The organism is Pseudomonas sp. YuFO8, from assembly GCF_035065025.1.
Classification (GTDB): Bacteria; Pseudomonadota; Gammaproteobacteria; order Pseudomonadales; family Pseudomonadaceae; genus Aquipseudomonas; species Aquipseudomonas putida_AE.
Genome location: NZ_JAXDEQ010000004.1, coordinates 179,852 through 206,262, shown reverse-complemented (window position 1 = coordinate 206,262; position 26,411 = coordinate 179,852). Strand labels below are relative to the sequence as shown.

Annotated in this window: 24 protein-coding genes and 1 tRNA gene; 18 read left to right on the top strand and 7 right to left on the bottom strand. The window is 57.6% G+C overall.

Annotation, left to right across the window (positions count from 1 at the left end):
* Nucleotides 1-7: 7 nt before the first annotated feature.
* The 3 genes from SOP95_RS05875 to rfbC all read right to left on the bottom strand — a co-directional run bounded on the left by SOP95_RS05875 (nt 8) and on the right by rfbC (nt 3,838).
* On the bottom strand, nt 8-1,402 hold the full coding sequence (locus tag SOP95_RS05875) for a sigma-54-dependent transcriptional regulator (RefSeq protein ID WP_274075107.1): 1,395 nt from the start codon (nt 1,400-1,402) through the stop codon (nt 8-10).
* Nucleotides 1,399-3,207: a sensor histidine kinase gene (locus tag SOP95_RS05870; protein ID WP_274075108.1), complete on the bottom strand. Its 1,809-nt coding sequence runs from the start codon at nt 3,205-3,207 to the stop codon at nt 1,399-1,401. Before SOP95_RS05870 ends, SOP95_RS05875 begins: the two co-directional genes overlap by 4 nt.
* An 82-nt stretch (nt 3,208-3,289) precedes the next feature.
* Nucleotides 3,290-3,838: a dTDP-4-dehydrorhamnose 3,5-epimerase gene (rfbC, locus tag SOP95_RS05865; protein WP_274075109.1), complete on the bottom strand. Its 549-nt coding sequence runs from the start codon at nt 3,836-3,838 to the stop codon at nt 3,290-3,292.
* Between the two features lie 186 nt (nt 3,839-4,024).
* Between rfbC and SOP95_RS05860 the strand changes: the two genes are divergently transcribed.
* The 4 genes from SOP95_RS05860 (at nt 4,025) to SOP95_RS05845 (ending at nt 9,650) form a co-directional block, all read left to right on the top strand.
* Nucleotides 4,025-6,937 (top strand): aminotransferase, encoded by a 2,913-nt coding sequence (locus SOP95_RS05860; RefSeq protein ID WP_323606536.1) that lies wholly within the window; start codon nt 4,025-4,027, stop codon nt 6,935-6,937.
* 265 nt (nt 6,938-7,202) lie between these two features.
* Nucleotides 7,203-8,081 carry an N-carbamoylputrescine amidase gene (aguB, locus tag SOP95_RS05855; protein WP_046815314.1) on the top strand — a complete coding sequence of 293 codons (879 nt, stop codon included), beginning with the start codon at nt 7,203-7,205 and terminating at the stop codon, nt 8,079-8,081.
* A gap of 5 nt (nt 8,082-8,086) precedes the next feature.
* Entirely contained in the window at nt 8,087-9,193 is a 1,107-nt protein-coding gene (aguA, locus tag SOP95_RS05850; RefSeq protein ID WP_323606535.1) for an agmatine deiminase, read from the top strand.
* 244 nt (nt 9,194-9,437) lie between these two features.
* Nucleotides 9,438-9,650, top strand: coding sequence for a hypothetical protein (locus SOP95_RS05845; protein WP_274075112.1), 213 nt, complete (start codon nt 9,438-9,440; stop codon nt 9,648-9,650).
* Nucleotides 9,651-9,845: 195 nt separating this feature from the next.
* Here SOP95_RS05845 and SOP95_RS05840 read toward each other — a convergent pair whose 3' ends face one another.
* Nucleotides 9,846-11,939, bottom strand: a complete 2,094-nt coding sequence (locus SOP95_RS05840; protein ID WP_323606534.1) for a TonB-dependent receptor — start codon at nt 11,937-11,939, stop codon at nt 9,846-9,848.
* A 443-nt stretch (nt 11,940-12,382) separates the two neighbouring features.
* On the opposite strand from SOP95_RS05840, the gene SOP95_RS05835 reads away from it, so the two are divergent.
* The 4 genes from SOP95_RS05835 to SOP95_RS05820 all read left to right on the top strand — a co-directional run bounded on the left by SOP95_RS05835 (nt 12,383) and on the right by SOP95_RS05820 (nt 15,605).
* Nucleotides 12,383-13,669 carry an OprD family porin gene (locus tag SOP95_RS05835; RefSeq protein WP_323606533.1) on the top strand — a complete coding sequence of 429 codons (1,287 nt, stop codon included), beginning with the start codon at nt 12,383-12,385 and terminating at the stop codon, nt 13,667-13,669.
* A 323-nt stretch (nt 13,670-13,992) separates the two neighbouring features.
* The gene (locus tag SOP95_RS05830; RefSeq protein WP_175376510.1) at nt 13,993-14,211 is read left to right on the top strand and encodes a tautomerase family protein; all 219 of its coding nucleotides are present in this window, start codon (nt 13,993-13,995) and stop codon (nt 14,209-14,211) included.
* The gene (locus SOP95_RS05825; protein ID WP_323606532.1) at nt 14,208-14,852 is read left to right on the top strand and encodes a DsbA family oxidoreductase; all 645 of its coding nucleotides are present in this window, start codon (nt 14,208-14,210) and stop codon (nt 14,850-14,852) included. Before SOP95_RS05830 ends, SOP95_RS05825 begins: the two co-directional genes overlap by 4 nt.
* Nucleotides 14,853-14,894: 42 nt before the next feature.
* Nucleotides 14,895-15,605 carry an SDR family NAD(P)-dependent oxidoreductase gene (locus SOP95_RS05820; RefSeq protein ID WP_323606531.1) on the top strand — a complete coding sequence of 237 codons (711 nt, stop codon included), beginning with the start codon at nt 14,895-14,897 and terminating at the stop codon, nt 15,603-15,605.
* Nucleotides 15,606-15,677: 72 nt separating this feature from the next.
* Here the strand turns inward: SOP95_RS05820 and SOP95_RS05815 are convergent, their stop codons facing one another.
* Nucleotides 15,678-16,118, bottom strand: a complete 441-nt coding sequence (locus SOP95_RS05815; protein ID WP_033040011.1) for an Lrp/AsnC family transcriptional regulator — start codon at nt 16,116-16,118, stop codon at nt 15,678-15,680.
* 139 nt (nt 16,119-16,257) lie between these two features.
* Between SOP95_RS05815 and SOP95_RS05810 the strand changes: the two genes are divergently transcribed.
* The 8 genes from SOP95_RS05810 (at nt 16,258) to SOP95_RS05775 (ending at nt 24,334) form a co-directional block, all read left to right on the top strand.
* Nucleotides 16,258-19,305: an aminotransferase class III-fold pyridoxal phosphate-dependent enzyme gene (locus tag SOP95_RS05810; protein ID WP_323606530.1), complete on the top strand. Its 3,048-nt coding sequence runs from the start codon at nt 16,258-16,260 to the stop codon at nt 19,303-19,305.
* A 213-nt stretch (nt 19,306-19,518) separates the two neighbouring features.
* Nucleotides 19,519-20,307, top strand: coding sequence for an ABC transporter substrate-binding protein (locus SOP95_RS05805; protein ID WP_323606529.1), 789 nt, complete (start codon nt 19,519-19,521; stop codon nt 20,305-20,307).
* Between the two features lie 64 nt (nt 20,308-20,371).
* On the top strand, nt 20,372-21,019 hold the full coding sequence (locus SOP95_RS05800; protein ID WP_274075120.1) for an amino acid ABC transporter permease: 648 nt from the start codon (nt 20,372-20,374) through the stop codon (nt 21,017-21,019).
* A gap of 10 nt (nt 21,020-21,029) precedes the next feature.
* Entirely contained in the window at nt 21,030-21,689 is a 660-nt protein-coding gene (locus SOP95_RS05795; RefSeq protein WP_274075121.1) for an amino acid ABC transporter permease, read from the top strand.
* Nucleotides 21,686-22,453, top strand: coding sequence for an amino acid ABC transporter ATP-binding protein (locus SOP95_RS05790; RefSeq protein WP_323606528.1), 768 nt, complete (start codon nt 21,686-21,688; stop codon nt 22,451-22,453). Before SOP95_RS05795 ends, SOP95_RS05790 begins: the two co-directional genes overlap by 4 nt.
* 518 nt (nt 22,454-22,971) lie before the next feature.
* Nucleotides 22,972-23,154, top strand: coding sequence for a type II toxin-antitoxin system HicA family toxin (locus SOP95_RS05785; protein WP_150747378.1), 183 nt, complete (start codon nt 22,972-22,974; stop codon nt 23,152-23,154).
* A gap of 143 nt (nt 23,155-23,297) precedes the next feature.
* A complete protein-coding gene (locus tag SOP95_RS05780) occupies nt 23,298-23,699 on the top strand; it encodes a type II toxin-antitoxin system HicB family antitoxin (protein WP_323606527.1) in 402 nt (133 codons plus the stop codon).
* Between the two features lie 188 nt (nt 23,700-23,887).
* Nucleotides 23,888-24,334, top strand: coding sequence for a hypothetical protein (locus SOP95_RS05775; RefSeq protein WP_323606526.1), 447 nt, complete (start codon nt 23,888-23,890; stop codon nt 24,332-24,334).
* Nucleotides 24,335-24,436: 102 nt separating this feature from the next.
* Here SOP95_RS05775 and SOP95_RS05770 read toward each other — a convergent pair whose 3' ends face one another.
* Nucleotides 24,437-25,246, bottom strand: coding sequence for a DNA cytosine methyltransferase (locus SOP95_RS05770; RefSeq protein ID WP_323606525.1), 810 nt, complete (start codon nt 25,244-25,246; stop codon nt 24,437-24,439).
* Here SOP95_RS05770 and SOP95_RS05765 point away from each other — a divergent pair.
* Nucleotides 25,138-25,989 (top strand): phage integrase, encoded by an 852-nt coding sequence (locus tag SOP95_RS05765; protein WP_323606524.1) that lies wholly within the window; start codon nt 25,138-25,140, stop codon nt 25,987-25,989. The genes SOP95_RS05770 and SOP95_RS05765 overlap by 109 nt on opposite strands.
* A gap of 19 nt (nt 25,990-26,008) precedes the next feature.
* Complete coding sequence (locus SOP95_RS05760; RefSeq protein ID WP_323606523.1) at nt 26,009-26,212, top strand: hypothetical protein; 204 nt, start codon at nt 26,009-26,011, stop codon at nt 26,210-26,212.
* A gap of 93 nt (nt 26,213-26,305) precedes the next feature.
* Here the strand turns inward: SOP95_RS05760 and SOP95_RS05755 are convergent.
* Nucleotides 26,306-26,381: transfer RNA gene (locus tag SOP95_RS05755), tRNA-Thr, on the bottom strand.
* Nucleotides 26,382-26,411: the final 30 nt, after the last annotated feature.

The following is a 26,411-nucleotide window of genomic DNA, read 5'->3' as shown; positions in this document are numbered from 1 at the left end:
CGGCGGCTCAATCGAGGTCGTCGCCATGGGTGGAGGTGCCGCTGTCGGCAAAGCTCAGGCCGTGCTTGCGCAATTTGTCATGCAAGGTCTTGCGTGGAATGCCAAGCGCCTCGGCGACGCTGCGTACCGAGCTGTGCGAGCGCGCCAGTTCCGCGGCAATCAGGGTTTTTTCGAAGTTTTCCACCTGCTCGCTCAACCCGCCGCTGACCATGTCTACCGTCGTGCCAACCGAGCCTTGCACCTCGTTGTTATCCAGCGCCAGTTCCAGGCCCAGGGCGAAGCGTTCGGCCGCATTTTGCAGTTCGCGCACGTTGCCAGGCCAGGTGTGGCGCAACAGCAGGGCGCGTTGCCCGGGTTGCAGTTCATGCGGCGGCAAGCCGTGGCGGGCGCTGGCTTCATCGGCGAAATGCTGGAACAGCATCAGCGCATCTTCACCGCGTTCGCGCAGTGGCGGAATGCGCAGGGGCGCGACGTTCAGGCGATAGTACAGGTCGGCGCGGAAGCGCCCCTGATCGGCGGCCTGACGCAGGTCTTCCTTGGTGGCGGCGATGATGCGGATGTCCAGCGGGATCAGTTGATTGCCGCCCAGACGTTCGACCACCCGCTCCTGCAGCAAGCGCAGCAATTTCACCTGGACGTCCAGGCTCATGCTTTCGATCTCATCGAGAAACAGCGTGCCGCCGTTGGCAAACTCGAACTTGCCGATGCGGCGTTTCTGCGCACCGGTGAAAGCGCCTGGCTCGTGGCCGAACAACTCGCTTTCGACCACCGACTCGGCCAGCGCCCCGGCGTTGATCGCCACGAACGGACCATTGCGCCGATTCGACAGGTCATGCAGCGCGCGGGCCACCACTTCTTTGCCGGCCCCGGTCTCACCGAGGATCAGCACGTCCGCCCGGGTCGCCGCCAAGGCGCCGATTTGCTCGCGCAGGCGCAGCATCGAGGGCGAGTGTCCGACCAGGCGTGTGCTCAATTCATTGCGATCGCTCAGGGCCAGGCGCAGGCTGCGGTTGTCCAGCACCAGTCGGCGCAGGGCCAGGGCGCGGCGAACGCTGTCGAGCAGGGCGTCGCTGGCGAAGGGTTTTTCCAGAAAGTCATAGGCCCCGGCTCGCATGGCTTGCACCGCCAGCGGCACATCGCCGTGGCCGGTGATCAGCAGCACCGGCAGTTCCGGGTCCTGGGCGTGGAGTTCGGTCAGCAGTTCGATGCCGTCCATGCCCGGCATGCGGATATCGCTGACGACCACGCCCGGCCAGTCGCGCTCCAGTTGCGCGGCCAGGCCCTTGGCTTCTGCCAGCGGCAGAATCTTCAGGCCGGCCAGGTCAAGGGTCTGGCTCAAGGCCTGGCGCAGATGGGGATCGTCGTCGATCAACACGACCTGGATGCGGTTGTCGATGGTCATGCACTTCGGTCCTCGGACGGTTGCAGGCTCACACCCGGTGCGCCTGCGCGCAGTTTCAGGGTAATCAGGGCGCCGCCTTCCTTGTGGTTGGCGAACGACAGTTCGCCGCCGAAGGCGCGCATCAGGGTCTCGCAGATCGCCAGCCCCAATCCAAGGCCCTGGGTGCGGGTCTTGGTGGTGTAGAAGGGCTCGCTGGCGCGGCCGAGGGCCTCCAGGCAGAAACCGGGGCCGTTGTCGCGAATGTACAGGTTGACGCCATCGGCCGTGGATTGGGCACTCAACCAGAGTTTTCGCGGCGGGCCTTTTTCCGTCAGGGCATCCAGGGCGTTGGCCAGCAGGTTGCCCAGCACCTGGCGCAGGCGGGTTTCTCCGGCCTCTACCCACAAAGTGGCGGCGGGCAAGTCGCGGATCAACTCGACTTCCATACTGCGCCGACGCTTGGCCAGCAAGGCCAGGGCATCGTCCAGCGCCGGTTGCAGGGCGACGCTCTCCGGGGCATGGCGATCGCGCCGGGCAAAGGCGCGCAGGTGAGCAATGATCGACGCCATGCGTCCGGTCAATTCGCTGATCAGCTTGAGATTGCCGCGGGCATCGTCGGTGCGCTGGTGGTCGAGCAGCACTTCGGCGTTTTCCGCGTAGCTGCGGATGGCCGCCAAGGGTTGGTTGAGTTCGTGGCTGATGCTTGCCGACATCGTGCCCAGGGCCGACAGCTTGCCGGCCTGCACCAGGTCATCCTGGGCGCGAACCAGTTCTTGCTGGGCCTGTTCGCGTTCCAGCACTTCCTGTTTGAGTCGACGGTTGAGGCCCTCAAGATCACTGGTGCGCTCGGCCACCCGGCCTTCCAGTTCGCGCCGGGCCTTGGCTTCGAAGGCGATCCGTTCCAGGTAGTGGCGGCGGCGTTGCATCATCAGGCCGAGCAACAGCATCAACACCAGCAGCGTCGCGCCACCGATGGCGAGCACCGTGCGCACCGGGCGATCTATCAGGGTGCGCGGGGCGAGGATGCTGACGTTCCAGCCGGTTTCCGCGATCGCCTGGGTCTGGGTCAACCAGGCGTTGGGATTGAGCTTCAGCGGCTTGGGTTCGCGGGTGGGGTAGGGCTGGATTGCGGTGATTGCCTTGCGCTCTTCTTCGCTCAACTCACGGGTCGAACGAAAGCGCCATTCGGGCCGCGAGGTGAGGATGACCACGCCGTTGTGATCGGTCAGCAGCAGTTGCTCCGGGGTTTTGCCCCACAGGCTTTCGGTGTGGTCGAGGTCGACCTTGACCACCAGCACGCCGGTGATTTTCTCGCCCTCGCGCACGGCAGCGGCGAAGAAGTAGCCACGTTTGGCGGACGTGGTGCCCAGGCCGAAAAAACGTCCGAGTCGACCGGCCATGGCTTCGCTGAAGTACGGCCGGAAGGCAAAGTTACGACCGACGAAGCTGTCGTGCTTGTCCCAGTTGGAGGCGGCCAGGGTCTTGCCCGTGGTGTCCATCAGGTACATGACTTCGGCGCCGGTCTGGGTGCTGATGTTTTTCAGCAGACGGTTGGCGTTGCCCTGGGTGACGCCATCGTCCGGCGCGCCAAGCACGGCGCGCAGGGCTGGCAGGTCGCCGAGGATCTGCGGCAATACTTCATAACGATGCAGGGTGCCCAGCAGGTTGGCGACGTAGAGATCGAGGGTCTGGCGATTCTGCCCGGCCAGTTCGCTGCGGTAATAGCGCTCGGCCAGATGCTCCAGCGGCCACAGCAAGGGCGCCAGGCACAACGCGAGCAGGGCCAGGCTGCGCCAGCGGGGTCTGCGGGGAAGGGTCGGAGTCATGATCATCGAGCGCCTGTGGGTACAGGTGCATTATGCCTAGGCTTGCCGACGCAGTCTGCGCGCTGAAACGGGCGCCGCCGTTTCAGTCGAAGACGTCGGCGTCCTTGAAGAATGCGGCGGCCTGATCCCTGGCCGACAGTTGCGGCGCTGTATCCAGCGGCGGCCACTCGATGGCCAGGTCCGGATCGTCCCAACGAATGCTGCGCTCGGCCACCGGGTTGTAGTACTCGGTGGTTTTGTAGAGAACCTCGGCGAAATCACTCAACACCAGGAAACCGTGGGCGAAACCCTTGGGGATCCACAGCTGGCGATTGTTCTGCGCAGAAAGGCGTACGGCCACCCATTTGCCGAAATGCGGCGAGCTGCGCCGCACGTCGACGGCGACATCAAGAATTTCCCCGGCGCAGGCCCGAACCAGCTTGTCCTGGGTGTTCTCCAGTTGGTAATGCAGCCCGCGCAGCACGCCTTGTTGCGAGCGCGAATGGTTGTCCTGAATGAATTGCGTATTCAGGCCAGTGGCTTCCTTGAAAGCCTTGGCGTTGAAACTTTCGTAGAAAAACCCCCGTTCGTCACCGAAAACCTTGGGCTCGATGATCAAAACACCGGGCAGGTCGGTGGTCACAACATTCATGGGTTTCTCCAACGATGGGCATTGATGGTCGCCATTCTTGCCTAGAGTGCCTGCAAGGGCGAGTGTCATGTGGTTTTTTTCTTGGTAGTTGACCGATCCAGCCGCTTGCCAGCCGTTTCAAGGGGGTTGCGTATCGCCTTGAGCAGTGGCGATATAGGCGCCTAATAAAATTTCAGGGGTCGTTGTATGCCGCTCGCCACGTTGATTCATCGCGCCAGTTTGCCCAGCCCGCAAGTGTCAGCGGAGCAAGCGCTAGAGCTGCTGCAGGCGCATTACGGGCTTAGCGCAAGATTACAGCCCCTGGGCAGCCAGCAGGATCTGAATTTTCGCGTCGACAGCGATCAGGGGCGGTTTGTCCTGAAAATCTGCCGGGGCGACTATTCGGCGCTCGAGCTGCAAGCCCAGCATGCCGGGCTCAAGCACCTGGCTGAGCATCCTGACGTCCATGTGCCGCGGGTGATTGCGGCGAAAAACGGTGCGGACCTGTTGTCCCTGGAGGTCGCAGGCCAAGCGGTGCATGTGCGTCTGCTGGATTACATCGAAGGACAATCGCTGACGCACCTCGAACATTTCAATCGCACGGTGGTGGCCGGTTTCGGGCGGCTGTGCGGTGAAATGGACCTCGCACTGGCGGATTTTGACCATCCGGGGCTGGTGCGCACCCTGCAGTGGGACGCGCGCCACGCCCATGCGCTGATCGCCCATTTGCTGCCGGTGATCAAGGATGAAACCCAGCGCCGCCTGATCGTTGAAGCGTGCGAACAGGCAGAGCGCCATTTGTTGCCACTGCAAGACAAGTTGCCCGTGCAAGCCATTCACATGGACATCACCGACGACAACGTGGTCTGGCAGCGCGATGCGCAACGCCATTGGCAGTTGCAAGGCGTGATCGATTTCGGCGACCTGATCCGCACCTGGCGCATTACCGACCTGTCGGTGACCTGTGCCGCGTTGCTGCATCATGGCGGAGGCGATCCCTTCTGCATTTTGCCGGCGGTGCAGGCCTATCACGCGGTCAATCCGCTGCAACACGAAGAACTGCTGGCGCTGTGGCCGCTGATCGTCGCCCGCGCGGCAGTACTGGTGCTCAGTGGCGAACAGCAGGTCAGCATCGATCCGGGCAATGCCTATAGCCGCGACAACCTGGTCCACGAGTGGGAAATTTTCCGTGTGGCCACCTCGGTGCCGTTGGCGCTGATGGAAGCGGCCATCCTGTCGGCCGTCGGACAGCGCCTGCCGGACATTGGCAGCGAAGGTTTCGCACCGCTGCTGCCGAGCCTGGTGGGGCGCGAGTTTGCGTTGATCGACCTCGGCGTGCTCAGCCCGCATTTCGAGGCCGGTAACTGGGAGCAGGAAGGCATCGATCAGCGCCTGTTGGACGAAGCCTCCGCTGCCCACGGCCTGGCGGCCAGTCGTTATGGGCAATATCGGTTGTCGCGCACGCGCCCGGACACTGCCGGCGAACCGGACACTTGTCCCTTGCACGTCGAGTTGCGCGTGCCCCATGGCACGGCAGTCGAAGCGCCGTTTGCCGGGGTGGTGCACCAGCCGATGGCCGGGGTGCTGCAACTGGATGGTCCGCAACTGAGTGTGCGGTTGTGGGGCGTAACGCCATCGCTGCACAGCGGTGCGGCGCTGGTAAAAGGCCAGGTGCTGGGCTCGGTCAGCGGGCCGTTGATCGTGCAGTTGTGCCGAGGTGCGTCGATCAGTGCGCCACTGTTCTGCACACCTTCGCGCGCCGCCGCCTGGCAAGCGCTTTGCCCGTCGCCGGCGACGCTGCTGGGCCTGGCGTGCGATGCGCAGGAAGAACTCGATTCGCAGACCTTGCTGGCTCGGCGCGACGCCAGTTTCGCCCGTACGCAAAAACACTATTACGTCGACCCGCCGCGTATCGAACGCGGCTGGCGCAACCACCTGATCGACATGCAGGGCCGCTCCTACCTCGACATGCTCAACAACGTCGCGGTACTCGGCCACGGCCACCCGCGCATGGCGGCGGTTGCCAGCCGTCAGTGGTCGTTGCTCAACACCAACTCGCGGTTCAACTATGCGGCGGTGGCCGAATTCTCCGAGCGTTTGCTGAAACTGTCGCCAGAGGGCATGGATAGGGTGTTCCTGGTCAACAGCGGCAGCGAGGCCAACGACCTGGCCATTCGCCTGGCGTGGGCCTACAGCGGCGGGCGCGACATGCTCAGCGTGCTGGAGGCCTATCACGGCTGGACGGTAGGCGCGGATGCGGTCTCGACTTCGATCGCCGACAACCCCAAGGCCTTGAGCAGCCGTCCGGACTGGGTGCACCCGGTGATCGCGCCGAATACCTATCGCGGCGAATTCCGCGGCCCTGACAGCACGCCGGACTACGTGCGCAGCGTCGAACACAACCTGGCGAAAATCGCCGAGCAAAAGCGTCAACTGGCCGGTTTCATTTGCGAGCCTGTGTACGGCAATGCCGGTGGTATTTCACTGCCGCCGGGGTACTTGCAGCAGGTTTACGCAATGGTCCGCGCCCAAGGCGGCGTGTGCATCGCCGACGAAGTGCAAGTGGGTTACGGGCGCATGGGCGATTTCTTCTGGGGGTTCGAAGAGCAGGGCGTGGTGCCGGACATCATCACCATGGCCAAGGGCATGGGTAACGGCCAGCCCCTGGGTGCAGTGATCACCCGCCGGGAAATCGCCGAAGCGCTGGAGGCCGAAGGGTATTTCTTCTCGTCCGCCGGCGGCAGCCCGGTCAGTTGCCAGATCGGCATGGCGGTGCTGGATGTGATGGAAGAGGAAAAGCTCTGGGAAAACGCCCAGGTGGTCGGCGGGTACTTCAAGGAGCGTCTTGAAGCGCTGATCGATATTCATCCGTTGGTCGGCGCGGTGCATGGTTCCGGGTTTTATCTGGGGGTGGAGTTGATCCGCAACCGTGAAACCCTGGAGCCGGCCACCGAGGAAACCACGGCGTTGTGCGACCGTTTGCGCGAGCTGGGGATCTTCATGCAACCGACTGGCGATTACCTGAATGTGCTGAAGATCAAGCCGCCGATGGTCACTACGCGCCGGAGCGTGGATTTCTTCGTGGATATGCTCTCGAAGGTGCTCGCGGAGGGTCTGTAAACACATACTCACTGTAGGAGCGAGCTTGCTCGCGAAGAGGCCGTGTCAGCCACGAATTCTTGTCTGATTGACCGCTTTCGCGAGCAAGCTCGCTCCTACAGGGAGTGGTGGTGTTAATTCGATTGTTATCGGGTTTAAGTGTGAAATTTTAGACGCATGGCACATCTGTCGCTTCTAAAGCCGATATTTATCGGCTATAAAGTCGCCAATGCCAGGGTGTGGATCAACCATGCCCGACCGTCACGCACTTGCCCGGAGATGATTCATGAGCCGTAACGTTACCGTCGCCGCTACCCAGATGGCCTGTTCCTGGGACCTTGAAGGCAATATCGAAGTCGCTGAACGGCTGGTCCGCGAAGCCGCCGCCAAGGGCGCGCAGATCATCCTGATCCAGGAACTGTTCGAAGCGCCGTACTTCTGCCAGAAGCCGAACCCGGATTACCTGCAGCTGGCGACGACGGTCGAAGACAACGTCGCCATCAAGCACTTCCAGAAAGTCGCCAGGGAACTGCAAGTAGTGCTGCCGATCAGCTTCTACGAACTGGCAGGCCGTGCGCGTTTCAACAGCATCGCGATCATTGACGCCGACGGCAGCAATCTCGGGATTTATCGTAAAAGCCACATTCCAGATGGCCCTGGCTACCACGAGAAGTACTACTTCAACCCGGGCGATACCGGCTTCAAGGTGTGGAACACCCGCTACGCGAAAATCGGCGTGGGCATCTGCTGGGACCAGTGGTTCCCCGAGGCTGCGCGCAGCATGGCGTTGCAAGGCGCGGAAATCCTGTTCTACCCGACCGCCATCGGCAGCGAGCCGCACGACAAGACCATTTCGTCCCGTGATCACTGGCAACGCGTGCAACAGGGCCACGCCGGCGCTAACCTGATGCCGCTGATCGCCAGTAACCGCATCGGCAACGAAGAACAAGACGGCTACGACATTACCTTCTATGGTTCGTCGTTCATCGCCAACCAGTTCGGCGAGAAGGTGCAGGAACTCAACGAAACCGAAGAAGGCATCCTGGTTCACACCTTCGACCTCGACCAACTGGAACACATCCGTAGCGCGTGGGGCTCGTTCCGTGACCGTCGTCCGAACCTGTACAGCGCGCTGAAAACCCTCGACGGTTCCCTGGAGTCCTGATCGACATGACCACTTTGAGCAGCACCCCTCGCGCAGACGGCTTCTACATGCCGGCCGAGTGGGCACCACAAACCCAGACCTGGATGATCTGGCCCGAGCGTCCGGACAACTGGCGCCTGGGCGGCAAGCCGGCGCAAGCCGCGCACATGGCGGTGGCCAAGGCCATCGCCCGTTTCGAACCGGTCACCGTGGCGGTGTCCGCCGGCCAGTACGAAAACGCCCGTGCCCGCCTGGACGTACCCAATATCCGCGTGGTCGAGATGTCCAGCGACGATGCCTGGGTCCGGGACACAGGACCGACGTTCGTCATCAACAACAACGGCGAAGTCCGCGGCGTGAACTGGGACTTCAACTCGTGGGGCGGTTTTGACGGTGGCCTGTATTCGCCGTGGAACCGCGACTCGCAGGTGGGCGGCAAGATCCTCGAGATCGAGCGCAGCCAACGCTACCGCACCGAGGGCTTCGTGCTTGAAGGCGGCTCGATCCATGTCGATGGCGAAGGCACGCTGATCACTACCGAAGAGTGCCTGCTCAACCGCAATCGCAACCCGCACCTGAACCGTGCGGAAATCGAAGCGGTGCTCAGTGCGCATCTGGCTGTGGATAAGATCATCTGGTTGCCGGACGGCTTGTTCAACGACGAAACCGACGGCCATGTGGATAACTTCTGCTGCTACGTGCGTCCCGGAGAGGTGCTGCTGGCCTGGACCGACGATCCACAGGACCCGAACTACCCACGCTGCCAGGCCGCGATGAAAGTGCTGCAAAACAGCACCGACGCCAAAGGTCGCCCATTTACGGTGCACAAGATGCCAATTCCAGGGCCGCTGTATGCGACCGAGGAAGAATGCGCAGGTGTCGACCCGGTGGATGGCACCCAGGAACGCAATCCGAGCGTGCGTCTGGCCGGTTCGTATGTGAACTTCCTGATCGTCAACGGCGGCATCATCGCCCCGAGTTTCGACGACCCGCTCGATGGTCCTGCAAAAGAAATTTTGCAGAACCTGTTCCCCCAGCATGAAGTGGTCATGGTGCCTGGCCGTGAACTGTTACTGGGAGGCGGCAACATTCACTGCCTTACCCAACAACAGCCAGCACCGCACAAAGAGTGAGTGCAGTTGTAACAGCTTGAGTTAGTGGCGAAATCAGAGAGGCAAACGTTTTCGCGCGCAACTTTGTGGGAAGCCCGCAGCCCTTAAGGACTGCGGGCTTTTTTGTATCCGCTTGTCGACAGCGCGCACGCCTTGGCATAGCTCTTGTATCTGCGAAGGTGTAATGCCGGGAGGGGAGAACTTAGTTGTTCTGTCATAAACCTTGGATAAGTTAGCCGCTCAAAAACCGGGAGAGAGCGTTGAAATGAACGCCGAAGTGAATGTGGCAAGTGAGCGGGCGTTGCATCCCCTGGCAGTCAATGGCGAGTCGCTGCAGATCCTGGCGCACTGGTTAAAGTCCAATGGAACGCGTCAGATCACACAAAGTGATCCGCGCCGGACGATGATCGAGCGCTACCCCGCTGGTTTGTTCAGCGAAGCGGAACTGGATGCGTTGTGGGATGTGATGGAAGGATAAGAAGAAAAACAACGGATTGAAAAAACAAAAGCGCTGCCGGGATGGCAGCGCTTTTTTTATGGGCGACAAGTTGTAGAAAATTACCCCGCCCCCCTGTAGGAGCTGGCTTGCCAGCGATAGCGGTAGGTCATTCAACATCAATGTTGAATGTGATGGCCCCATCGCTGGCAAGCCAGCTCCTACAGGGTGATGGTGCTAGAAACTGTAAGTCCCGGTCACCACAACGCTGCGCGGCTCACCCGGCTGAATCTGCGCCGCACTGGTGGCCGACGAGTAATACGTCTTGTCACTGATGTTGTTCAGCGCGGCGCGCAGATCCCAATCCTTCTGCCTGAACCCGGCCAACGCATCCCAGCGGCCATAACCCGGCAGCACGGTGGTGTTGAGGTTGTCGGCATAACGATCGCCAACCAGGGTCAACCCGGTTTCGGCATACCAGCCCGTTTCAGGTTTCCAGGTCACGAACAGGCTGCCGTTACGCTTGGCCACGTTGCTGATGCGATTTCCTTCAAAGCCATTGTTGTCTTCCTCGATGGTCGCGTCCTGAAGACCTACGCCACCGCGCACATACCAGTCGCCGGTGATCTTGCCGGTGGCGGTCAGCTCTATCCCACGCGAACGTTGCTTACCGGTCAGCAAGGTAATGGTCGGGTTGTTCGGATCACTGGTGCGGCGGTTGTAGAGTTCCAGTTCGTAGATCGCCAGCGTGGTGCTCAGGCGATCGTCGAGCCAGTCGCTTTTCACGCCGATTTCTTTCTGCCTGGTCAGCTCCGGGCTCAGGTCGTTGGTATTGCCGGCCGCACCCGGAGTGATGCCGATCAAACCACCGCCGACCGGCGAAAACGTCTTCGACCAGGAGGCATAGAAAGAATGATTCTGCAGCGGCGTCCACACCAGCCCTACGCGAGGGCTGGTGCTGTGGCTGTCACGGTCTTCGGAAATGTCCCGCAGCTTGTTGGTCGACTCGATGTCGAACGTGTCGTAACGCAAGCCGGCGAGCAGTTGCCATTGATCGTTCAGTTGCAGCTGATCCTGCACATACACCGCACGGCTTTCGACCTCGGTGTGCGAGCTGCTGGAGACCTGCATGCGACCGGTGTGGCGTAAATCCCGATTGGGGTTGTTCAGGTCCAGCGGCGGCACCGGTGAACTGCCCGGGCCTGAGGTGGCGGCGGTGTACAAGGTCGGATCGCGCCGCTGGCTGCCGATCTCGATGCCGGTCAGCAGGCGATGTTCCAGGCCGAAGGTATCGAACCCGCCTTCCAGTTCAACGTTGTTGTAGACGTTGCGGGTGGTCAGGTCCTGTTGCCAGTGCTGGCGCGTGACCTGGTTGGTGGTCGGGTTGTAGCCGGTCAGGTAGGTGTTGTCGAAATCGCTGTTGAGCTTGAACACGCCCAGGGTCTGGCGCAGTTGCCAGTTGTCGCTGAGCTCGTAGGTGAGCTTGGAGCGCAGCGATTGCGACTTGTCGTCGATGAAATCGTGCTCGCTGCCGTAGGTCGTGTCGCGTCCGACGTCTGCCGGGCGGCCGTTGACCCCGGGGACACCGCGATCCGGCGTACGGTTGTAACGGCTGTATTCGTACTGCACCAGCCAGTTCAGGTCCGGCGTCAGCTGCCAGCTCATCGAGGGTGCAAACAACTGGCGATTACCACTCACGCCATCGCGGAAACTGTTCTGGTCCATGTTGCCCATATTCAGGCGCAGGCTGATGTTCTCGGATGGATCGCTGCTGAGGTCGGCATACAGGCTGCGAAGATCATCGCTGCCGCCCTGGGCTTCGAGGGTCGAGCGGCGGCCGAACTCCGGAAGTTTGCTCACCCGGTTGACGATCCCGCCCTGGCTGCCGCGGCCGTACAACACGGCGGCCGGACCTTTGAGCACGTCGATGCGTTCGATGTTGTGCAGGTCGCGCACGTATTGGCTGTCGTCACGGATACCATCGAGATAGAAGTCGTTGCTGGCGTCAAAACCACGGATGCGCAGGCTGTCGAAGCGGGTGTCGGCGCCGCTGCTGACGTTGGGGATGCCACTGAGTGCGGTGCCCAGGTCGTTGGTGCCGTAATCGACAACGTTGGCGGTCTTGATCGAGTCGATGGCTTGAGGCACGTAGCGCACCGGCGTGTTGGTGCGGGTCGCCGTATTCGTTTCCTTCACACGTGGGTCATCGGCCTCGGTTTCGGCACTGATGGACGTGGCAGGTAAGGTGGTAGGCGCAGCGTAGGAAAAACCGGCAGATATCAGAGCAGAAAGCCCAAGGCTGAAGGGCGTAAGGCGAAAAGGGGCAGGCATTGAAGAACGCATCCGTAGGATTTTTAGGGGTGTAACAAGAGCGGCGCGAATGATAATGCTTGCTATTTACTTGTGTTAATTATTCCTGAGAAGGTGCTCTGCTTGATTGTTTCCAATTGTGTCGCAATTGTTACTTTTGCCTTTTCAACGTTATTTGAAGTCGATAAGACTGCGCGTCCGTTGAGGTTTTCTGCCAAGCAAACTCATTTCTTAGAGGAATTTCGCCGGGTTATAGACGATTCATGAAATTGACACATCGTTAAGGCCGCGGCTACGATCCGGTCCAACGCCTGTGGCAGACCGCCATGACCGAAAAATAATTAAAAGGCCCGCCGCGAGAGATCGTGGGCGGGCCTTTTTGTTTGTGGGATGAAAAAAGAGCGCGATAGCGCCGTTTCGGCCGTTGAACACAGCGCGTTTCAACCCGTAATAAGGAAAACAACATGTTGAACAAGCGAATCAGCCTGATCGCTCTGGGGATTTTGAGCGCTACACAGGCCATGGCTAACGACCAGGCCGAATCCAAGGGATTTGTTGAAGACAGCAGCCTCAAAGTGCTGCTGCGCAATGCCTACATGAACCGTGACTACAAAGACGGCAACCCGGATAAATCCGAGTGGGGCCAAGCGGCCATCGGTACGTTCTCGTCCGGCTTCACCCAAGGCACCATCGGCGTGGGTGTGGATGCCTTTGGTCTGTACGCGCTCAACCTGGAGCGTAATGAAGACCGCAGCGGCGCCCAGGGCATCGACTTTTTCAAGCAGGGTTCCAGCGGCGAACCGGCTGACGACCTGGCCAAAGCTGGCGCAGCCGTCAAATTCCGTCTGTCCAGCACAACGCTGACCTACGGCGACCAGATGCCGGTGCTGCCGGTACTGAGCTACGACAACGGTCGTCTGCTGCCGGAAAGCTACACCGGTACCCTGATCACCTCCAAGGAGATCAAGGGCCTGGAACTGAACGCCGGTCGCTTCACCGCCGAATCGCGCAAAAGCGCTGAAGGCCATGACAGCGGTGGCTTGAAGTCGATCAACGTGTTGGGCGGTAGCTACCAGTTCACCGAACAATTCAAGGCCGCGTTATATGCCTCCGACGTCGAAGACGTGCTGAAGAAGCAATACGTGAACGCCAACTACGTGTTCCCGTTCGACAAGGATCAGTCCCTGACCCTGGACTTCAACGGCTACCGTACCAAACTGGACGACTCTTACGTCCGTGACAACGGTATTACCGGCGACGACAACAAGATCTGGAGCCTGGCAGCCACCTTCGCCACCGGCCCGCACTCGTTCACCCTCGCTCACCAGCGCAGCACCGGCGACAGCAACCTGGGCTACGCCTACGGCGGCTACCAGAAAGATCAAAACCGCGTCGGCGACGGTGGCAACACTATCTACCTGGCCAACTCCTACTGGTCCGACTTCAACGCCGAAGACGAACGCAGCTGGCAACTGGGCTACGGCCTGGACTTCAGCACCTTCGGGGTGCCGGGCCTGAGCTACAACTTCGCCTATGTACGCGGTGACAACATCACCACCTCCACCAGCGAAGGCGGCACCGAGCGCGAGATCTTCAACCAGTTCAAATACGTCGTACAAAGCGGCCCGGCCAAAGACCTGAGCGTGAAGCTGCGCAGCTCGATCCTGCGCGTGTCGCAGAAGTCGAGCGAGTACAACGTCAGCGGTAACGAAGTGCGTGTGTTCGTGGACTACCCGATCAACATTTTCTGATGATGGGTTGCGGTATCGAGGCCTGATGTAAGGCTGAGAAAAAGAAGAAGCCCCGACTGGTTCGGGGTTTTTTTGTGAGTGCTTGTTGGCTCATGTCGTCAAAAGGCGATATCGGGAACACGTCTTGAGAACGTCGTCCGCGGCGACATGTTCCGAGACTGGATAAACACCGCATCTCGATACGCTGAAGTTTGACTTGGCTTATTACCTCACGTAACTAATGATGTTCCCGCCCCCACCTTTATCCCCTCCAGCTAACTCCATACATTGAGCTCCAACGCCTCTCCCATCATTCCGACGGGAAGGTCACTGGAGTTTCGATCATGCCTTTTGTAAGCGTACGCATCACCCGCGATGGCGTTACCACCGAGCAGAAAGCTCAGGTGATTGCCGAGATCACTGAAACACTGGAACGCGTCCTCAACAAACGCCCTGACCTGACCCACATCGTGATCGAGGAAGTCGACACCGATAACTGGGGCTATGCCGGTATCACCACCACCCAGTACCGCAAACAACTGGCGGAGGAGGGGAAGTCATGACGGCGTCGGTGACCATCGATTTCGTTTCCGACGTGGTGTGCCCATGGTGTGCTCTGGGGGCGACGGCGCTGGAGCAGGCGATCGAGAACGTGGCGGGTGAGGTGGCGGTCGAGCTGACCTACAAGCCTTTCGAGCTGAACCCGGACATGCCGGTTGAAGGCGAGAAAGCCGTCGAGCACTTGATGCGCAAATACGGGCGCACCGCCGAGGACGTCGCCTCTGGCAAGGCGATGCAGATCGCTCGCGGCGAGGCCATCGGCTTCAAGTTCGATCTGGAAAAGCGCACGCACTTCTACAACACCTTCGACGCTCACCGGTTGTTGCTCTGGGCGCGGGAAGAAGGCCGCCAGGTGGCGCTGAAGAAGATCCTGCTGCGCGCTTACTTCAGCGAAGGCCAGAACCCGAGTGATCAGCAGACGCTGGTGCGCCTGGCGGGTGAAGCCGGGTTGGACGAGGCCCGTGCACACAAGGTGCTGGCGTCAGGCGCCTTTGCCGAAGAGGTGCGTGAGCTTGAAGCGTTTTATCGGCAGCACGGCATCAATTCGGTCCCGGCCCTGGTGCTCAACGGTCGTCACCTGGTGTCCGGCTCGCAATCGGTCGAGTACTACGAACAGATGTTGAGACAAATGGCACAAGCCTGATTACCAAATTTTTAAATCATCATTTATCAGTAGAGGTTCATCATGAGCAATTCGAAAAAAGTCGTTGTCATCACTGGCGCATCCCAAGGTCTCGGCGACGGCATGGTCAAGGCCTTCCGCGAGCTCGGTTACCAGATCGTCGCCACCTCGCGCTCGATCAAGCCATCCACCGATCCGGACATCCTCACCGTGGCCGGTGACATCGGCGAGCCAGAAACTGCACAGCGCGTGATTCGTGAAGCGATCGCCCGTTTCGGCCGTGTCGATACCCTGGTCAACAACGCCGGGATCTTCATCGCCAAGCCGTTCACCGCGTACACCGCTGAAGATTACGCCAATGTTTTGTCGGTGAACGTCAACGGTTTCTTCTACATCACCCAACTGGCCATCGCCGAGATGGAAAAACAGGGCAGCGGCCACGTGGTCAACATCACCACCAGCCTGGTCGACCACGCCATCGACGGCGTGCCATCGGTACTGGCCTCGCTGACCAAAGGCGGCCTGAACGCGGCAACCCGTTCCCTGGCCATCGAATACGCCAAGCGCGGCATTCGGGTAAACGCGGTATCGCCCGGCATCATCAAGACCCCGATGCACGGCGAAGAAACCCACGCCGCACTGGGCGCACTGCACCCGGTCGGGCATATGGGCGAGATCGATGATATTGCGCAGGCAGTGGTGTATCTGGACGGCGCCAAGTTTGTTACTGGCGAGATCCTCCATGTAGATGGTGGGCAGAGCGCGGGTCACTGAGTCCTGGGTTTTCAAACTGCTCAAACAACAAAGCCCTTGTATTGCTACAAGGGCTTTGTTTTTAGGGCCGCATCAGGAAGTCTGCCGATCAATATCGCGTCGAAGCACGACAGCGGTGGTGATGTCTTCAACGGTTTCGTGACTGGCTACTGCGTCTCTAACCCGATTCAGATCATCGATCGTTCGCGATTCGATCTCGATGACCAGATCAAGCTGGCCACTGACCGAGGAGACGCGTCGTACCTGGGAGTTCTGGGCAAGCAGGTCCAGCAGGCTTATTGCCGGTGTGCGCTTGAGGCTCACAAGCAGGATGGCGCGAATCACGTTTGCGTCGATTTCGCCGATATCAGCCCGGTAGCCCCGGATCACACCATTGCGTTCAAGGTTGATGACGCGCTCGCTGGTGGCGCTTCTTGACAGTCCAATTCTCGCGGCCAGGGCCTTCAGGGCAATGCGCGCCTCTCTGGACAGGATTTCGAGTATTTCGCGATCTTTCGTGTCCAGGTCGCGCATCAGAACTCCCTAATTTTGCTACCGAATTTGTGCCGGTCGATTCCGACAATATGCAGGCCAAAGCCGACCGCATACCTACTGCCGTCCAAGGCTCCGCGTGCCAAGCTATCTGAAAAAAATGGCCTGGAAAACAATTACCATGACTAATCTTTCCCATCCCGCCCCCCAGTTCTCGACGGCGGAAGCCGAAAAGCTCGGTGAGCAGCTTTTCGACGTTATCGGCACAGCCACGCCACTGGACGGTGAACGAGACCGCAACTATCGGTTGAGGACAGGCACCGATGCGGGGTGGATTCTGAAAGTCGTCAACTCGACGGAACCGCGTGTTGAAAGCGAGTTTCAGACGGCCATTCTCAGTCACCTTGCCAGTTGCAGCCCAGAGCTTGCCGTGCCCTTTCTCAAGAAAAGCCTGGCGGGTGATTTCCTCGCCTCGGCAGTGGCACCTTCTGGCGAAACCCATGCGGTTCGCCTGGTCGGCTGGTTGCACGGAACGCCACTTGCCGAGGTCCCTCGTACGTTCGAATTGATGCGCAGCCTCGGTCAATCTTTCGCAGAGGTAGATCGTGCACTTCAGGGCTTCATTCATCCGGGCGCGGTACGTGATCTCGACTGGGATTTGCGTCACGCCGCACGTTCGCGCTCACGCTTGCATTTCGTGAAAGACGCGGACAAAAGGGCGATTCTGGAACGGTTCATTGACAGGTTCGAAAGAACCGTTCAACCCAAGCTTGCGCGTTTGCGCACACAGGTCATACACAATGACGGCAATGACTGGAACATCCTCGTCGATTCCTGCAACCATCAGAAAGTCTCGGGCATCATCGATTTCGGCGATGCCGTCCATACGATAATGATTGCCGAAGTAGCCATCACCTGTGCTTATTCCATCCTCGACATGGAAGATCCAATCGGCGCGGCCGCTGCCCTCACGGCCGGTTTCCATGAGAAGTACCCTCTGCATCCCGAGGAGGTCGACGTCCTCTTCAATCTCATTGCGATGCGCCTGGTCACGAGCGTCACGTTGTCGGCATTGCGATACGGCCAGACGCAAGACAATCCCTACCTTGCCATCAGCGAAGCGCCGGCCTGGCGCCTCCTGGAGAGGATGGATCGCATGAACCCTCGACTGGCGACGGCGATCCTGCGCAAAGCCTGTGGTTTTGACGCGATCGAAGGCGCCGGTGCGGTTCGCCGCTGGGTGGCTGAAAACAGTAAGTCTTTTGCGGATATCGTGCGTCCATCTGCGGCGACCATGAACAAGGCGATCGCTCCATTCGGGGATGCTTCGCACGTAATGACGATCGCCTCGGCCGAGCAGCGTCCAGCGCAGGCAACCCAGTGGTGGAATGAGTTTTCTGCCGAGCACAAGGTGCCGCTCGGCATCGGACCCTGGGGCGAGGAAAGGACCATCTACACCGACACGGCATTCGAATCGCGCTTCATTGAAGGGCAGCGTCGGATCATTCACGTCGGTGTCGATTTGATCATGCCCGCCGGCACACCTCTCTATACGCCTGTTGCCGGTGTGGTGCAGAGCGTCGAGGTCGAGCCTGAGCCGCTTGGCTATGGCGGTTTGATCATGCTCGAGCACTCGCCTGAAGATTGCCCTCCCTTCCTGACCCTGTGGGGTCACATGGCCCATGAAGCGCTGGCGCGACTTAAACCCGGCGACCGACTTGAGGCTGGCGCGCTGGTTGGATACATGGGCGCGGATACGGAAAACGGTGGGTGGATCCCCCATGTACATTTTCAGATGTCCACGGACACCGGGTTGAAAGCCAGCGAGTTCATTGGCGTCGGTGAGCGGGCTTATCTTGAGGTTTGGGCCGACCTTTTTCCCGATGCATCGACCCTCGCCGGGATTGCTCCGGAAACCTACAGCCAGGACGGCTGCACCAAGGCTGAGATCGTTGCCAAGCGTAAGGAACTGCTGCTTCCAAACTTGTCGATTTCCTATTCAGATCCGATCAAGTTCGTACGCGGTGATGGGGTTTGGTTGATCGATAACTTCGGCAGAGCGTATCTGGACTGCTTCAATAACGTGTGCCATCTCGGCCACTCCCATCCAGATGTGGTGCAAGCGCTTTCACGCCAAGCCGCACGCCTGAACACCAACACGCGTTATCTGCACGACAATATCGTGGAGTACGCAGAGCGGCTCACCGCGACGTTACCTGAAGGTTTGGCGGTCGCTTCCTTCGGCTGTTCAGGCAGTGAAGCCAACAGCCTCATGCTCCGGATGGCGCGCAATCACACGGGTCGTAACGACGCCATTGTGCTGGATTGGGCCTACCACGGCACGACACAGGAGCTGATCGATCTCAGCCCTTACAAATATAAGCGCAAGGCCGGTAAAGGACGTGCAGACCATGTGTTCGAAGCGGTCGTCCCGGATGCTTATCGAGCTGAGCAAGATTGGCCGTACGAGGAGCTCGGCAAGCGTTTCGCTGAGAGTGTGGCGGATCAGATTGAGCTCATGCGCAAGCAAGGTCGATCCCCGGCATTCTTTTTGGCGGAGTCCATTCCAAGTGTCGCCGGGCAACTGTTCTTCCCGGATAACTACTTGAAAGAAGTCTATGCAATGGTTCGCGCAGAGGGTGGTCTTTGCCTGGCGGACGAAGTCCAGGTCGGCTTCGGTCGTGTTGGCAGCCACTGGTGGGCATTTGAAACCCAGGGCGTCGTTCCCGACGCAGTGTCCATGGGCAAACCCATTGGCAATGGGCATCCCATGTCGGCGGTTGTTACTACGCGCGAAATGGCAGACAGCTTCAACAATGGCATGGAGTACTTCAATACCTTCGCCGGTAGTCCGGTTTCATGTGCTGTAGGGCTCTCGGTACTCGATGTGATTGAGCGCGATGACTTGAAACTCAACGCACTGACCGTTGGCAACTATCTGCTCGACGGCTTCAGTAAGTTACAGCGGCGATACGATGCAATAGGCGATGTGCGCGGGCTGGGTCTTTTTCTCGGAATAGAACTTGTCACCGATCGCAAAACGAAAATTCCAGCCACGGCGCTGGCGAAAAAAGTAGCCGATGGTGCCAGGGAGCGAGGCGTTTTGATCGGTACTGAAGGCCCCTATGACAATGTCCTGAAAATGCGTCCGTCGATGATTTTCAGTCAGAAGAATGCTGATTTCCTCCTTGAAGTCCTGGACGAAAGCTTCAAGGCCGCACTCCAGTAAGGGGTCAAAATCGGGGGCGTGCAGCAAGGGTCCTGGTTGATCAGTCTCTTCGCACGCTGCCTTCCCGGCATAGTGTCGGTCAACTCCGGCAATGTGTCAGGCAGGCTGGCACCTTGCTGGGTGCTTTCCAAAATAGCCTATGCAAAGATTTTCCTGAAGGCTGGGTGAAGAGCCCCAAAACAATAAATAATAATTCTTCCGAGGTGCCATCCGATGCTAACTAAAAGGCTCAAGGACTTGATTGTCGCTTCCACTGTGGTGGTGGCGGCACTGGTTTTTACCTCCGCTGTTCACGCTGATGATTTGAAGTCAATTCAGGATTCCCAAGAGATTCGTATTGCGATGAGCGGGCAATACGTTCCCTTCAGCTTTGTTAACGAGAATAACCAGGTTGTCGGATTCGACGCCTCCATCAGCGAGGCACTAGCTGAGCGGATGGGGGTAAAAGTGACGATCATCACGACCCCGTTCGACGGGATCATTGCCGGTCTTCTGGCGAAAAAATACGACGCCATCATCGCGTCCATGACCATTACGCCGGAACGCCAGAAGGCCGTGGATTTCGTTGGGCCCTATTACCACGCTGGCCGCACGATCGTGGTGAAGGACAGCTCTTCGATCAAAAGTTTTGATGATCTCAAGGATGTTGTGGTTGGCGTCACGCTGGGGGATGCCCACGATAAATGGGCCAGGGCTCGCGGCAACCTGAAGGTGAGATCGTACAAGGGTCTTCAGGAAATGCTGGTTGATCTGGATGCCGGTCGTATCGACGCGCTGGTGATGGACAGTGTTCCGGTGCTGGTCGCCGTCAAGGAAACCGGGCAGAAGGTTCGCATCATTACTCCACCCGAGAGCGATGGTGGCATTGAAGGTATGGGTATTGCACTGCGCAAGAATAACCCTGAGCTCAAGGCGACGATGCAGAAGGCGCTTGAAGAAATGCTCGCCGATGGCACTTACGAAAAGATCTCCATGAAATGGATTGGCAACGATATCCGCTAATTCATCTTTAGCCTGGCCCGACTTTTTCATCGGGCCAGTCAATCGGCCTTTTCTGAGCGTTTCCATGGATCTGACACTCATACAGCGCACATTCCCGTTTTTTCTGGAAGCGGCCTGGATCACGGTGCAAATCTCGGTACTTGCACTGCTACTGGGTTTCCTGGTCGCCATCGTGCTGGTCGCTGCGCGGTTGTCCACTTTTCTCATCTTTCGCAGCCTCGCAAGAATCTACATCAGCGTTTTTCGCGGCACTCCCTGTCTGGTCCAGCTGTTCATCATTTACTTTGGCGGGCCGCAGGTCGGGGTTGAATTGGAGCCCTTTGCCGCAGGCGTGATCGGCTTGGGCCTGAACATCGCGGCCTACATGGCCGAATCCATTCGTGGCGCCATCATCAACGTCGATCCTGGCCAGGAAGAAGCTGCACGTTCAATTGGTTTCGGGCGGGGCCAGACGTTATGGCACATCAAGCTGCCACAAGCGGCAAAGCTGATGATCAGGCCGCTGGGCGTAAATGCTGTCGCGCTTATCAAAGGTTCTGCATTGGTGTCGACGATCTCCGTGGTTGAACTTTCATATACCGCGCAACGCTTTATCAGTTCAACGTACAAGCCTTTTGAGATTTTCATGGTGTCTGCACTGCTTTATATCGTGATGGTCTATTCGGTCAGATTTGTTGTTGACTACCTCGATAATCGCTTCGCGGCAAGGTGAGAGCATACAGATGCAAAACCTGGATCTTAGTATCGTTACTCCCTATTCCGAATTGCTGGCGACGGGCCTCTGGTGGACAGTCGTAATGTTTTTAAGCTCAAGCATATTGAGTTTGATCGCCGGGGTAGCCTTTGCACTCATCGTTCTTTATGCGCCTAAGCTTCTGGCGCTACCCGTGCGCTTTATTACCTGGCTGCTCATGGGAACTCCACTCCTGCTGCAGTTGTATTTGATCTATTACGGTCTTGTGCAAGTGGGGATCGATATTCCTGCACTGGTGGCAGGCATCATAGGCCTTAGCCTGCACTTCGCCGTCTACAATGCCGACGTCATTCGGGCTGGCGTGATGTCAGTAGACCCTGGTCAAATCGAAGGTGCCCGGTCCATTGGTTTCAGTCGCGGGCAGACTCAGCGCTACATCATCGTGCCACAAGCGCTGCGTAGTACTATTGCGCCGCTTGGAAATAACCTGATTGTCTTGTTAAAGGACACATCACTGGTTTCCATCATCGGTATTGCCGAGTTGGTGTATAGCGCGCAACTTGCCGTGAGCGAGACCTATAGCCCGTTTGAGTTCTATCTGACGGTCGCGGTTATTTACTATGCAGCCAATCTTGTTCTCGAGGCCGGCCTGCATCTTCTCGAAAGAAAGGTAGAGATGTCACGATGACCAAAAATGAATTCATGGTTGAGGTGAAGGGCGCTCGCAAGGCCTACGGAGCAATTGAAGTACTCAAGGGCATCGATCTTTGCGTACCTCGCGGAAAAATAATCGCCATTATCGGCCCCAGTGGTTCCGGCAAAAGCACACTTCTGCGGTCAATCAACCACCTGGAAGTACTGAACGACGGAGAGATCTGGCTGGAAGGTGAGCAAGTCAATCGGCCATTGAAAGGTCGTGCGTTTGAACAGCATATCAATGCTGTGCGCCAGCAGATGGGCATGGTTTTTCAGCACTTCAATTTATTTCCGCATTTGACCGTGTATGAAAACATCGCCCTTGGCCCGATAAAACTCAAAGGGCTTACGAAAAAGGAAGCACGTGAGCTGGCACTGGAATACTTGTCAAAAGTCGGGTTGGCCAACAAGTTCGACGAGTATCCTTCTCGGCTGTCAGGGGGACAGAAGCAGCGCGTAGCCATCGCCAGGGCACTGGCCATGCAGCCGAAAGTCATGCTGTTCGACGAGGCCACCTCGGCACTGGACCCTGAGCTCGTCGAGGAGGTCAACCTGGTTATGAAGCAACTTGCGGCCGAGCATATGACCATGTTGATCGTCACGCATGAAATGCGTTTTGCAGGCGAAGTGGCAGACAGGATTGTCTTTATGGACGGTGGGGTTGTAGTAGAGGAAGGGGCGCCAGCAGAGATCTTGCAGAACCCGGTCCACGAACGAACCCGGTCGTTCTTGAAAAAGCATCTGCACGAAAGATGAGGTGAGCTTATCGCAGACAAACAAAAGGCCCGCATCGCTGCGAGCCTTTGTTTTGTATGGTGCCGGCACCAGGAATCGAACCCGGGACCTACTGATTACAAGTCCATGCAGTTGCGCAATGAACATTAGAAAAAGCTGCGAAACCTGCATTTTCCGTGATTATTTCAACGATGTTCAGCAAGTATTCTTAATGGGTGTGGACGGAATGTGGACGTTCCAAGGCTGGCCCGCTTTCACAAACCTACATAGACCTTCAATGAGTGAAATACCTCTTTCCTGCCTCCGGCCCAACGCCTGCCTGTTCCGGAGCCCTGATTGCACCTCCTGCTGCGTTGCACAAAAAACGGATGCGAGGCCCGTCGGCGGGAGGGGGAAAAGTGCGTTCTCACTCCCTTTTTCTTTGGATCGTTCGGATCTAACTGACGAAGGTGACTCTGTGTGTATTGTGTGTATTCGACATTGACTGATTTGTCATTCGTGTGTACTATACACAACATCGGAGCAAGGGGAGGGACAGGATGCGGAGTAGAGAGGTGATTGATTTGATGCTGGCGGATGGTTGGGAGGAGGTGGCCGTAAAGGGCAGCCATCACCAATTCAAGCATCCCACCAAGCCAGGCCGGGTGACAGTTCCACACCCCAAGTCTGAAATTGCTAAAGGAACGCTACATAGTATTTTGAAGTCCGCCGGCCTCAAATGAGGCCGAACGAACCGCCTGAAGCCCTGCAGATGGGGCTTTCGGTGGATCGGTTAGGTAATAGTGACTGTCCTTAGACGGACGCTTGCTCTGGCTCAACCGATTGAAAAGCGTATAGCACGCTTGCAACTCAAGGGAGTGCACTAATGAAATTTCCAGTCGTATTACATAAAGACGCTGATTCTGATTACGGGGTGACTATTCCCGACGTGCCTGGATGCTTTTCGTCCGGTAGCACCTTCTCGGAAGCACTCGAAAATGTACACGAAGCACTGGCGCTACATTTAGAAGGGTTGGTTGCTGACGGTGATGCTCTACCACAAGGAAAGGAAGTAGATGCGCACTTAGATAATCAAGATTACGAAGGTGGTGTATGGGCAGTGGTCGATTTCGATCTAACTCCATATCTTGGTAAGTCAGTTAGATTTAACGCTTCTCTGCCTGAAAATCTGTTGTTACGTATCGATGAAAAAGTTAACAAAGATCACCGCTACTCTTCTCGTTCAGGTTTTTTGGCCACAGCAGCGTTGCGAGAGCTTGCCGTCTAATTGGCAATTTTTACGTTGAGGGCGCCTATGGCGCCTTTTTTGTTGCCAGTATTCGAATGGTGTCGTGATCGGAGCATCGAGTGAATGTCTTCTTTGTCATATATTTCAGGCCTCAGTGGCGGTCGCGAAAAATGAAAGGTGTAAGTTCAGGTTTATAAGCTCTGATGGCGTTCAGCATGGAAATCAGCATGAAAGATATCGTTGCTCTAGTTTTCTCTGGGTGCGCAGTCATTATTTCTGTGATCAGCTTAATTAGAACCGGAACATCTATTTCTGTTTTTCGAGAGAAATCGACCGATTCAGTCACAATTACTAATAACAGTCCGCATGCGGTTACCATTATAGAGTTTGGGGTAGTAACTCCAGCAGGCAACTTCGAACCAATTGACTGTGAAGATTACAGCTTGCCTCTGCCTCATCGTCTTGATGCGCGAGATATTGCCAAATTCGAGCCTAAAACATTTGCCACGATAGCCAGAACGTTAGTGCAGATGAATTTCGGTCGAGAGGGTACGTACTTCAGAATGGCAGGTGGTAATTTCTTTGGAAGCAAAGGAAAAGTTTTTAGCGATGTCGGTTTTTTCAAGCGCCGATGGTGGTGGCTACGAAGCAAATTAATCAAGCAAGGCCTTTAGCCCAGCGCTTCACAGACAACGATTGGCGTCTGTTTCCTTAAGGCACGTATGCACCGGTAAGCCGCTCCAACTTTGACTGAAGCGGTTTTCTCGATCAAAGATTCAACCCACTCTAATCAACCCCCGCCCAACCCACTCCGCAACCTGCGTAACAACGGCATTTCCGGCAGCGAAAGCTTCCGCAAGGTTGGCCGCATCCAGTCTGAGACAAAACCCATCATCTTCAGACGCTCGCTGCCGCTCAGCCATCTGATCCCATCCGTGCGGGTGAGCGACGAAAGTGGTACAGCCCATAGTGATCTGAGATCCGGCTTTGTTTGCCAATAGAGTATTGGTAGCCCAGGCATCCGCTGGCCGTGGCCACTGGATCGAGCGAGACGCTGGAGGTATTGCGTCCACTGGCGCGGCGTCAGCCAGGAACTCGATGGGGGGCATTCTTCGATAACCTTCGACCAGGAATACTCGGCGACGTTGCTGGGGAACTCCGAAATATTGAGCATTAAGCACTCGCCAAAATCCCACATACCCGCAGTCCGCAAGGGCCCTGATGACTGTTTCAAAGTCACGGCTATCGTTGACAGCGACTGGGACTCTCAGAGATGTCGCGGTGCTGGCTCGGCTATGACGGTCAAGAAACTTGAAGACGGCCGGTATGAAGTAGACTGACGGCCGGAAGGGCGTAATGGTCCTAGAATTCGGAAGATCCTGCGTACCAAAAACGAAGCCTTGAATTATCAGAACCGGATCATGGGGACGGTGCCAGGGGGGAATTTGAGAAAAAGCAGAAGCGAGACGAGCGGCGGTTGTCCGCGCTGATAACGCTCTGGTTTGACAGCCATGGCCGCACGCTGAAACGAGGTGAAGAGCGAAAGCGTGCGCTGCAGAGCATGGCTGAGCGGATGGGGGATCCATGTGCGGCAGATTTCAGCACCAGCCATTTTACGACTTACCGGGCCGATCGCCTGGCTGGCAAATACAACCGCGAAAAGATTGGCAGTGGTCGCAAGAAGGGTGAAGAGGCGAAACCCGTCAGCGCAAATACGTTGAACCACGAACTGGCTTACCTGCGCGCTGTATTCAATGAGCTTGAGCGGCTTGGGGAATGGCAGGGGGATAACCCGCTGGGGAAGATGCGGGCGTTGAAGTTCGACGAAACGGAAATGGCCTATCTGAGTGCAGCGCAAATTCCTCCATTGCTCGCCAGCCTCGACTCGAGTTCAAAGGCAGCAGGCTTGATCGCCAGGATCTGTCTTTCGACTGGGGCGCGTTGGTCGGAGGCAGAAGGTCTCAAACCGAACCAGGTACGCGATAAGCGCATCCACTTCACTCGCACGAAGTCCTCAAAAAATCGAGTTGTGCCAATCTCCGACAGCTTGGCCAATTTGCTCAAAGGGGAGCTGCCTTTCCCTGTGAGCTACAAAAAATTCGAGAAGTCGGTCGATGCGATCGGGCTGGAGCTGCCGGCGGGGCAATTGACTCACGTTCTGCGTCATACCTTCGCGAGTCATTACATGATGAATGGCGGAGATATTCTTACATTGCAGCGTGTCCTGGGACATTCATCCCTGGCGATGACGATGCGTTATGCCCACTTCAGTCCGGGACACCTGGCGGAAGTGGTTAACCTCAACCCCCTGGCTTCTGTGTCAGGGTAATGCTGAAAAGGAATGCGATATGGCTTTTGTAAATTTGAAAGACATTAAGGCTCAGGAGTGGGTGCTGAATATCGACCTCATCTCTCACGTACTGCCTAGTGATGAAGGTGGATGGGAAGCGGGTGGAGTTGTGTATTTGAAACAGACGATTGCTGGCAATCGGAACCTGATAAATCTTTCTGGCGTAGAGATCCAAAACCTGTTCAAGAAGATTTTGGATTGAGATGTGGACAGTTTGTGGACGCTGGCGATTAGTGAAAAGGAGTAAAGCATAACCCCAGAAACGACAAAGCCCCGCATTGCGGGGCTTTGAATATGGTGCCGGCACCAGGAATCGAACCCGGGACCTACTGATTACAAGTCAGTTGCTCTACCATCTGAGCTATACCGGCATGTCAGGGCGACGATTATAGCGATTGGGA

Coding starts and splice junctions, on each gene's coding strand:
- SOP95_RS05875 (WP_274075107.1), bottom strand. CDS start 1,402: ATGACCATCGACAACCGCATCCAGGTCGTGTTGATCGACGACGATCCC.
- SOP95_RS05870 (WP_274075108.1), bottom strand. CDS start 3,207: ATGACTCCGACCCTTCCCCGCAGACCCCGCTGGCGCAGCCTGGCCCTG.
- rfbC (WP_274075109.1), bottom strand. CDS start 3,838: ATGAATGTTGTGACCACCGACCTGCCCGGTGTTTTGATCATCGAGCCC.
- SOP95_RS05860 (WP_323606536.1), top strand. CDS start 4,025: ATGCCGCTCGCCACGTTGATTCATCGCGCCAGTTTGCCCAGCCCGCAA.
- aguB (WP_046815314.1), top strand. CDS start 7,203: ATGAGCCGTAACGTTACCGTCGCCGCTACCCAGATGGCCTGTTCCTGG.
- aguA (WP_323606535.1), top strand. CDS start 8,087: ATGACCACTTTGAGCAGCACCCCTCGCGCAGACGGCTTCTACATGCCG.
- SOP95_RS05845 (WP_274075112.1), top strand. CDS start 9,438: ATGAACGCCGAAGTGAATGTGGCAAGTGAGCGGGCGTTGCATCCCCTG.
- SOP95_RS05840 (WP_323606534.1), bottom strand. CDS start 11,939: ATGCCTGCCCCTTTTCGCCTTACGCCCTTCAGCCTTGGGCTTTCTGCT.
- SOP95_RS05835 (WP_323606533.1), top strand. CDS start 12,383: ATGTTGAACAAGCGAATCAGCCTGATCGCTCTGGGGATTTTGAGCGCT.
- SOP95_RS05830 (WP_175376510.1), top strand. CDS start 13,993: ATGCCTTTTGTAAGCGTACGCATCACCCGCGATGGCGTTACCACCGAG.
- SOP95_RS05825 (WP_323606532.1), top strand. CDS start 14,208: ATGACGGCGTCGGTGACCATCGATTTCGTTTCCGACGTGGTGTGCCCA.
- SOP95_RS05820 (WP_323606531.1), top strand. CDS start 14,895: ATGAGCAATTCGAAAAAAGTCGTTGTCATCACTGGCGCATCCCAAGGT.
- SOP95_RS05815 (WP_033040011.1), bottom strand. CDS start 16,118: ATGCGCGACCTGGACACGAAAGATCGCGAAATACTCGAAATCCTGTCC.
- SOP95_RS05810 (WP_323606530.1), top strand. CDS start 16,258: ATGACTAATCTTTCCCATCCCGCCCCCCAGTTCTCGACGGCGGAAGCC.
- SOP95_RS05805 (WP_323606529.1), top strand. CDS start 19,519: ATGCTAACTAAAAGGCTCAAGGACTTGATTGTCGCTTCCACTGTGGTG.
- SOP95_RS05800 (WP_274075120.1), top strand. CDS start 20,372: ATGGATCTGACACTCATACAGCGCACATTCCCGTTTTTTCTGGAAGCG.
- SOP95_RS05795 (WP_274075121.1), top strand. CDS start 21,030: ATGCAAAACCTGGATCTTAGTATCGTTACTCCCTATTCCGAATTGCTG.
- SOP95_RS05790 (WP_323606528.1), top strand. CDS start 21,686: ATGACCAAAAATGAATTCATGGTTGAGGTGAAGGGCGCTCGCAAGGCC.
- SOP95_RS05785 (WP_150747378.1), top strand. CDS start 22,972: ATGCGGAGTAGAGAGGTGATTGATTTGATGCTGGCGGATGGTTGGGAG.
- SOP95_RS05780 (WP_323606527.1), top strand. CDS start 23,298: ATGAAATTTCCAGTCGTATTACATAAAGACGCTGATTCTGATTACGGG.
- SOP95_RS05775 (WP_323606526.1), top strand. CDS start 23,888: ATGAAAGATATCGTTGCTCTAGTTTTCTCTGGGTGCGCAGTCATTATT.
- SOP95_RS05770 (WP_323606525.1), bottom strand. CDS start 25,246: ATGGATCCCCCATCCGCTCAGCCATGCTCTGCAGCGCACGCTTTCGCT.
- SOP95_RS05760 (WP_323606523.1), top strand. CDS start 26,009: ATGGCTTTTGTAAATTTGAAAGACATTAAGGCTCAGGAGTGGGTGCTG.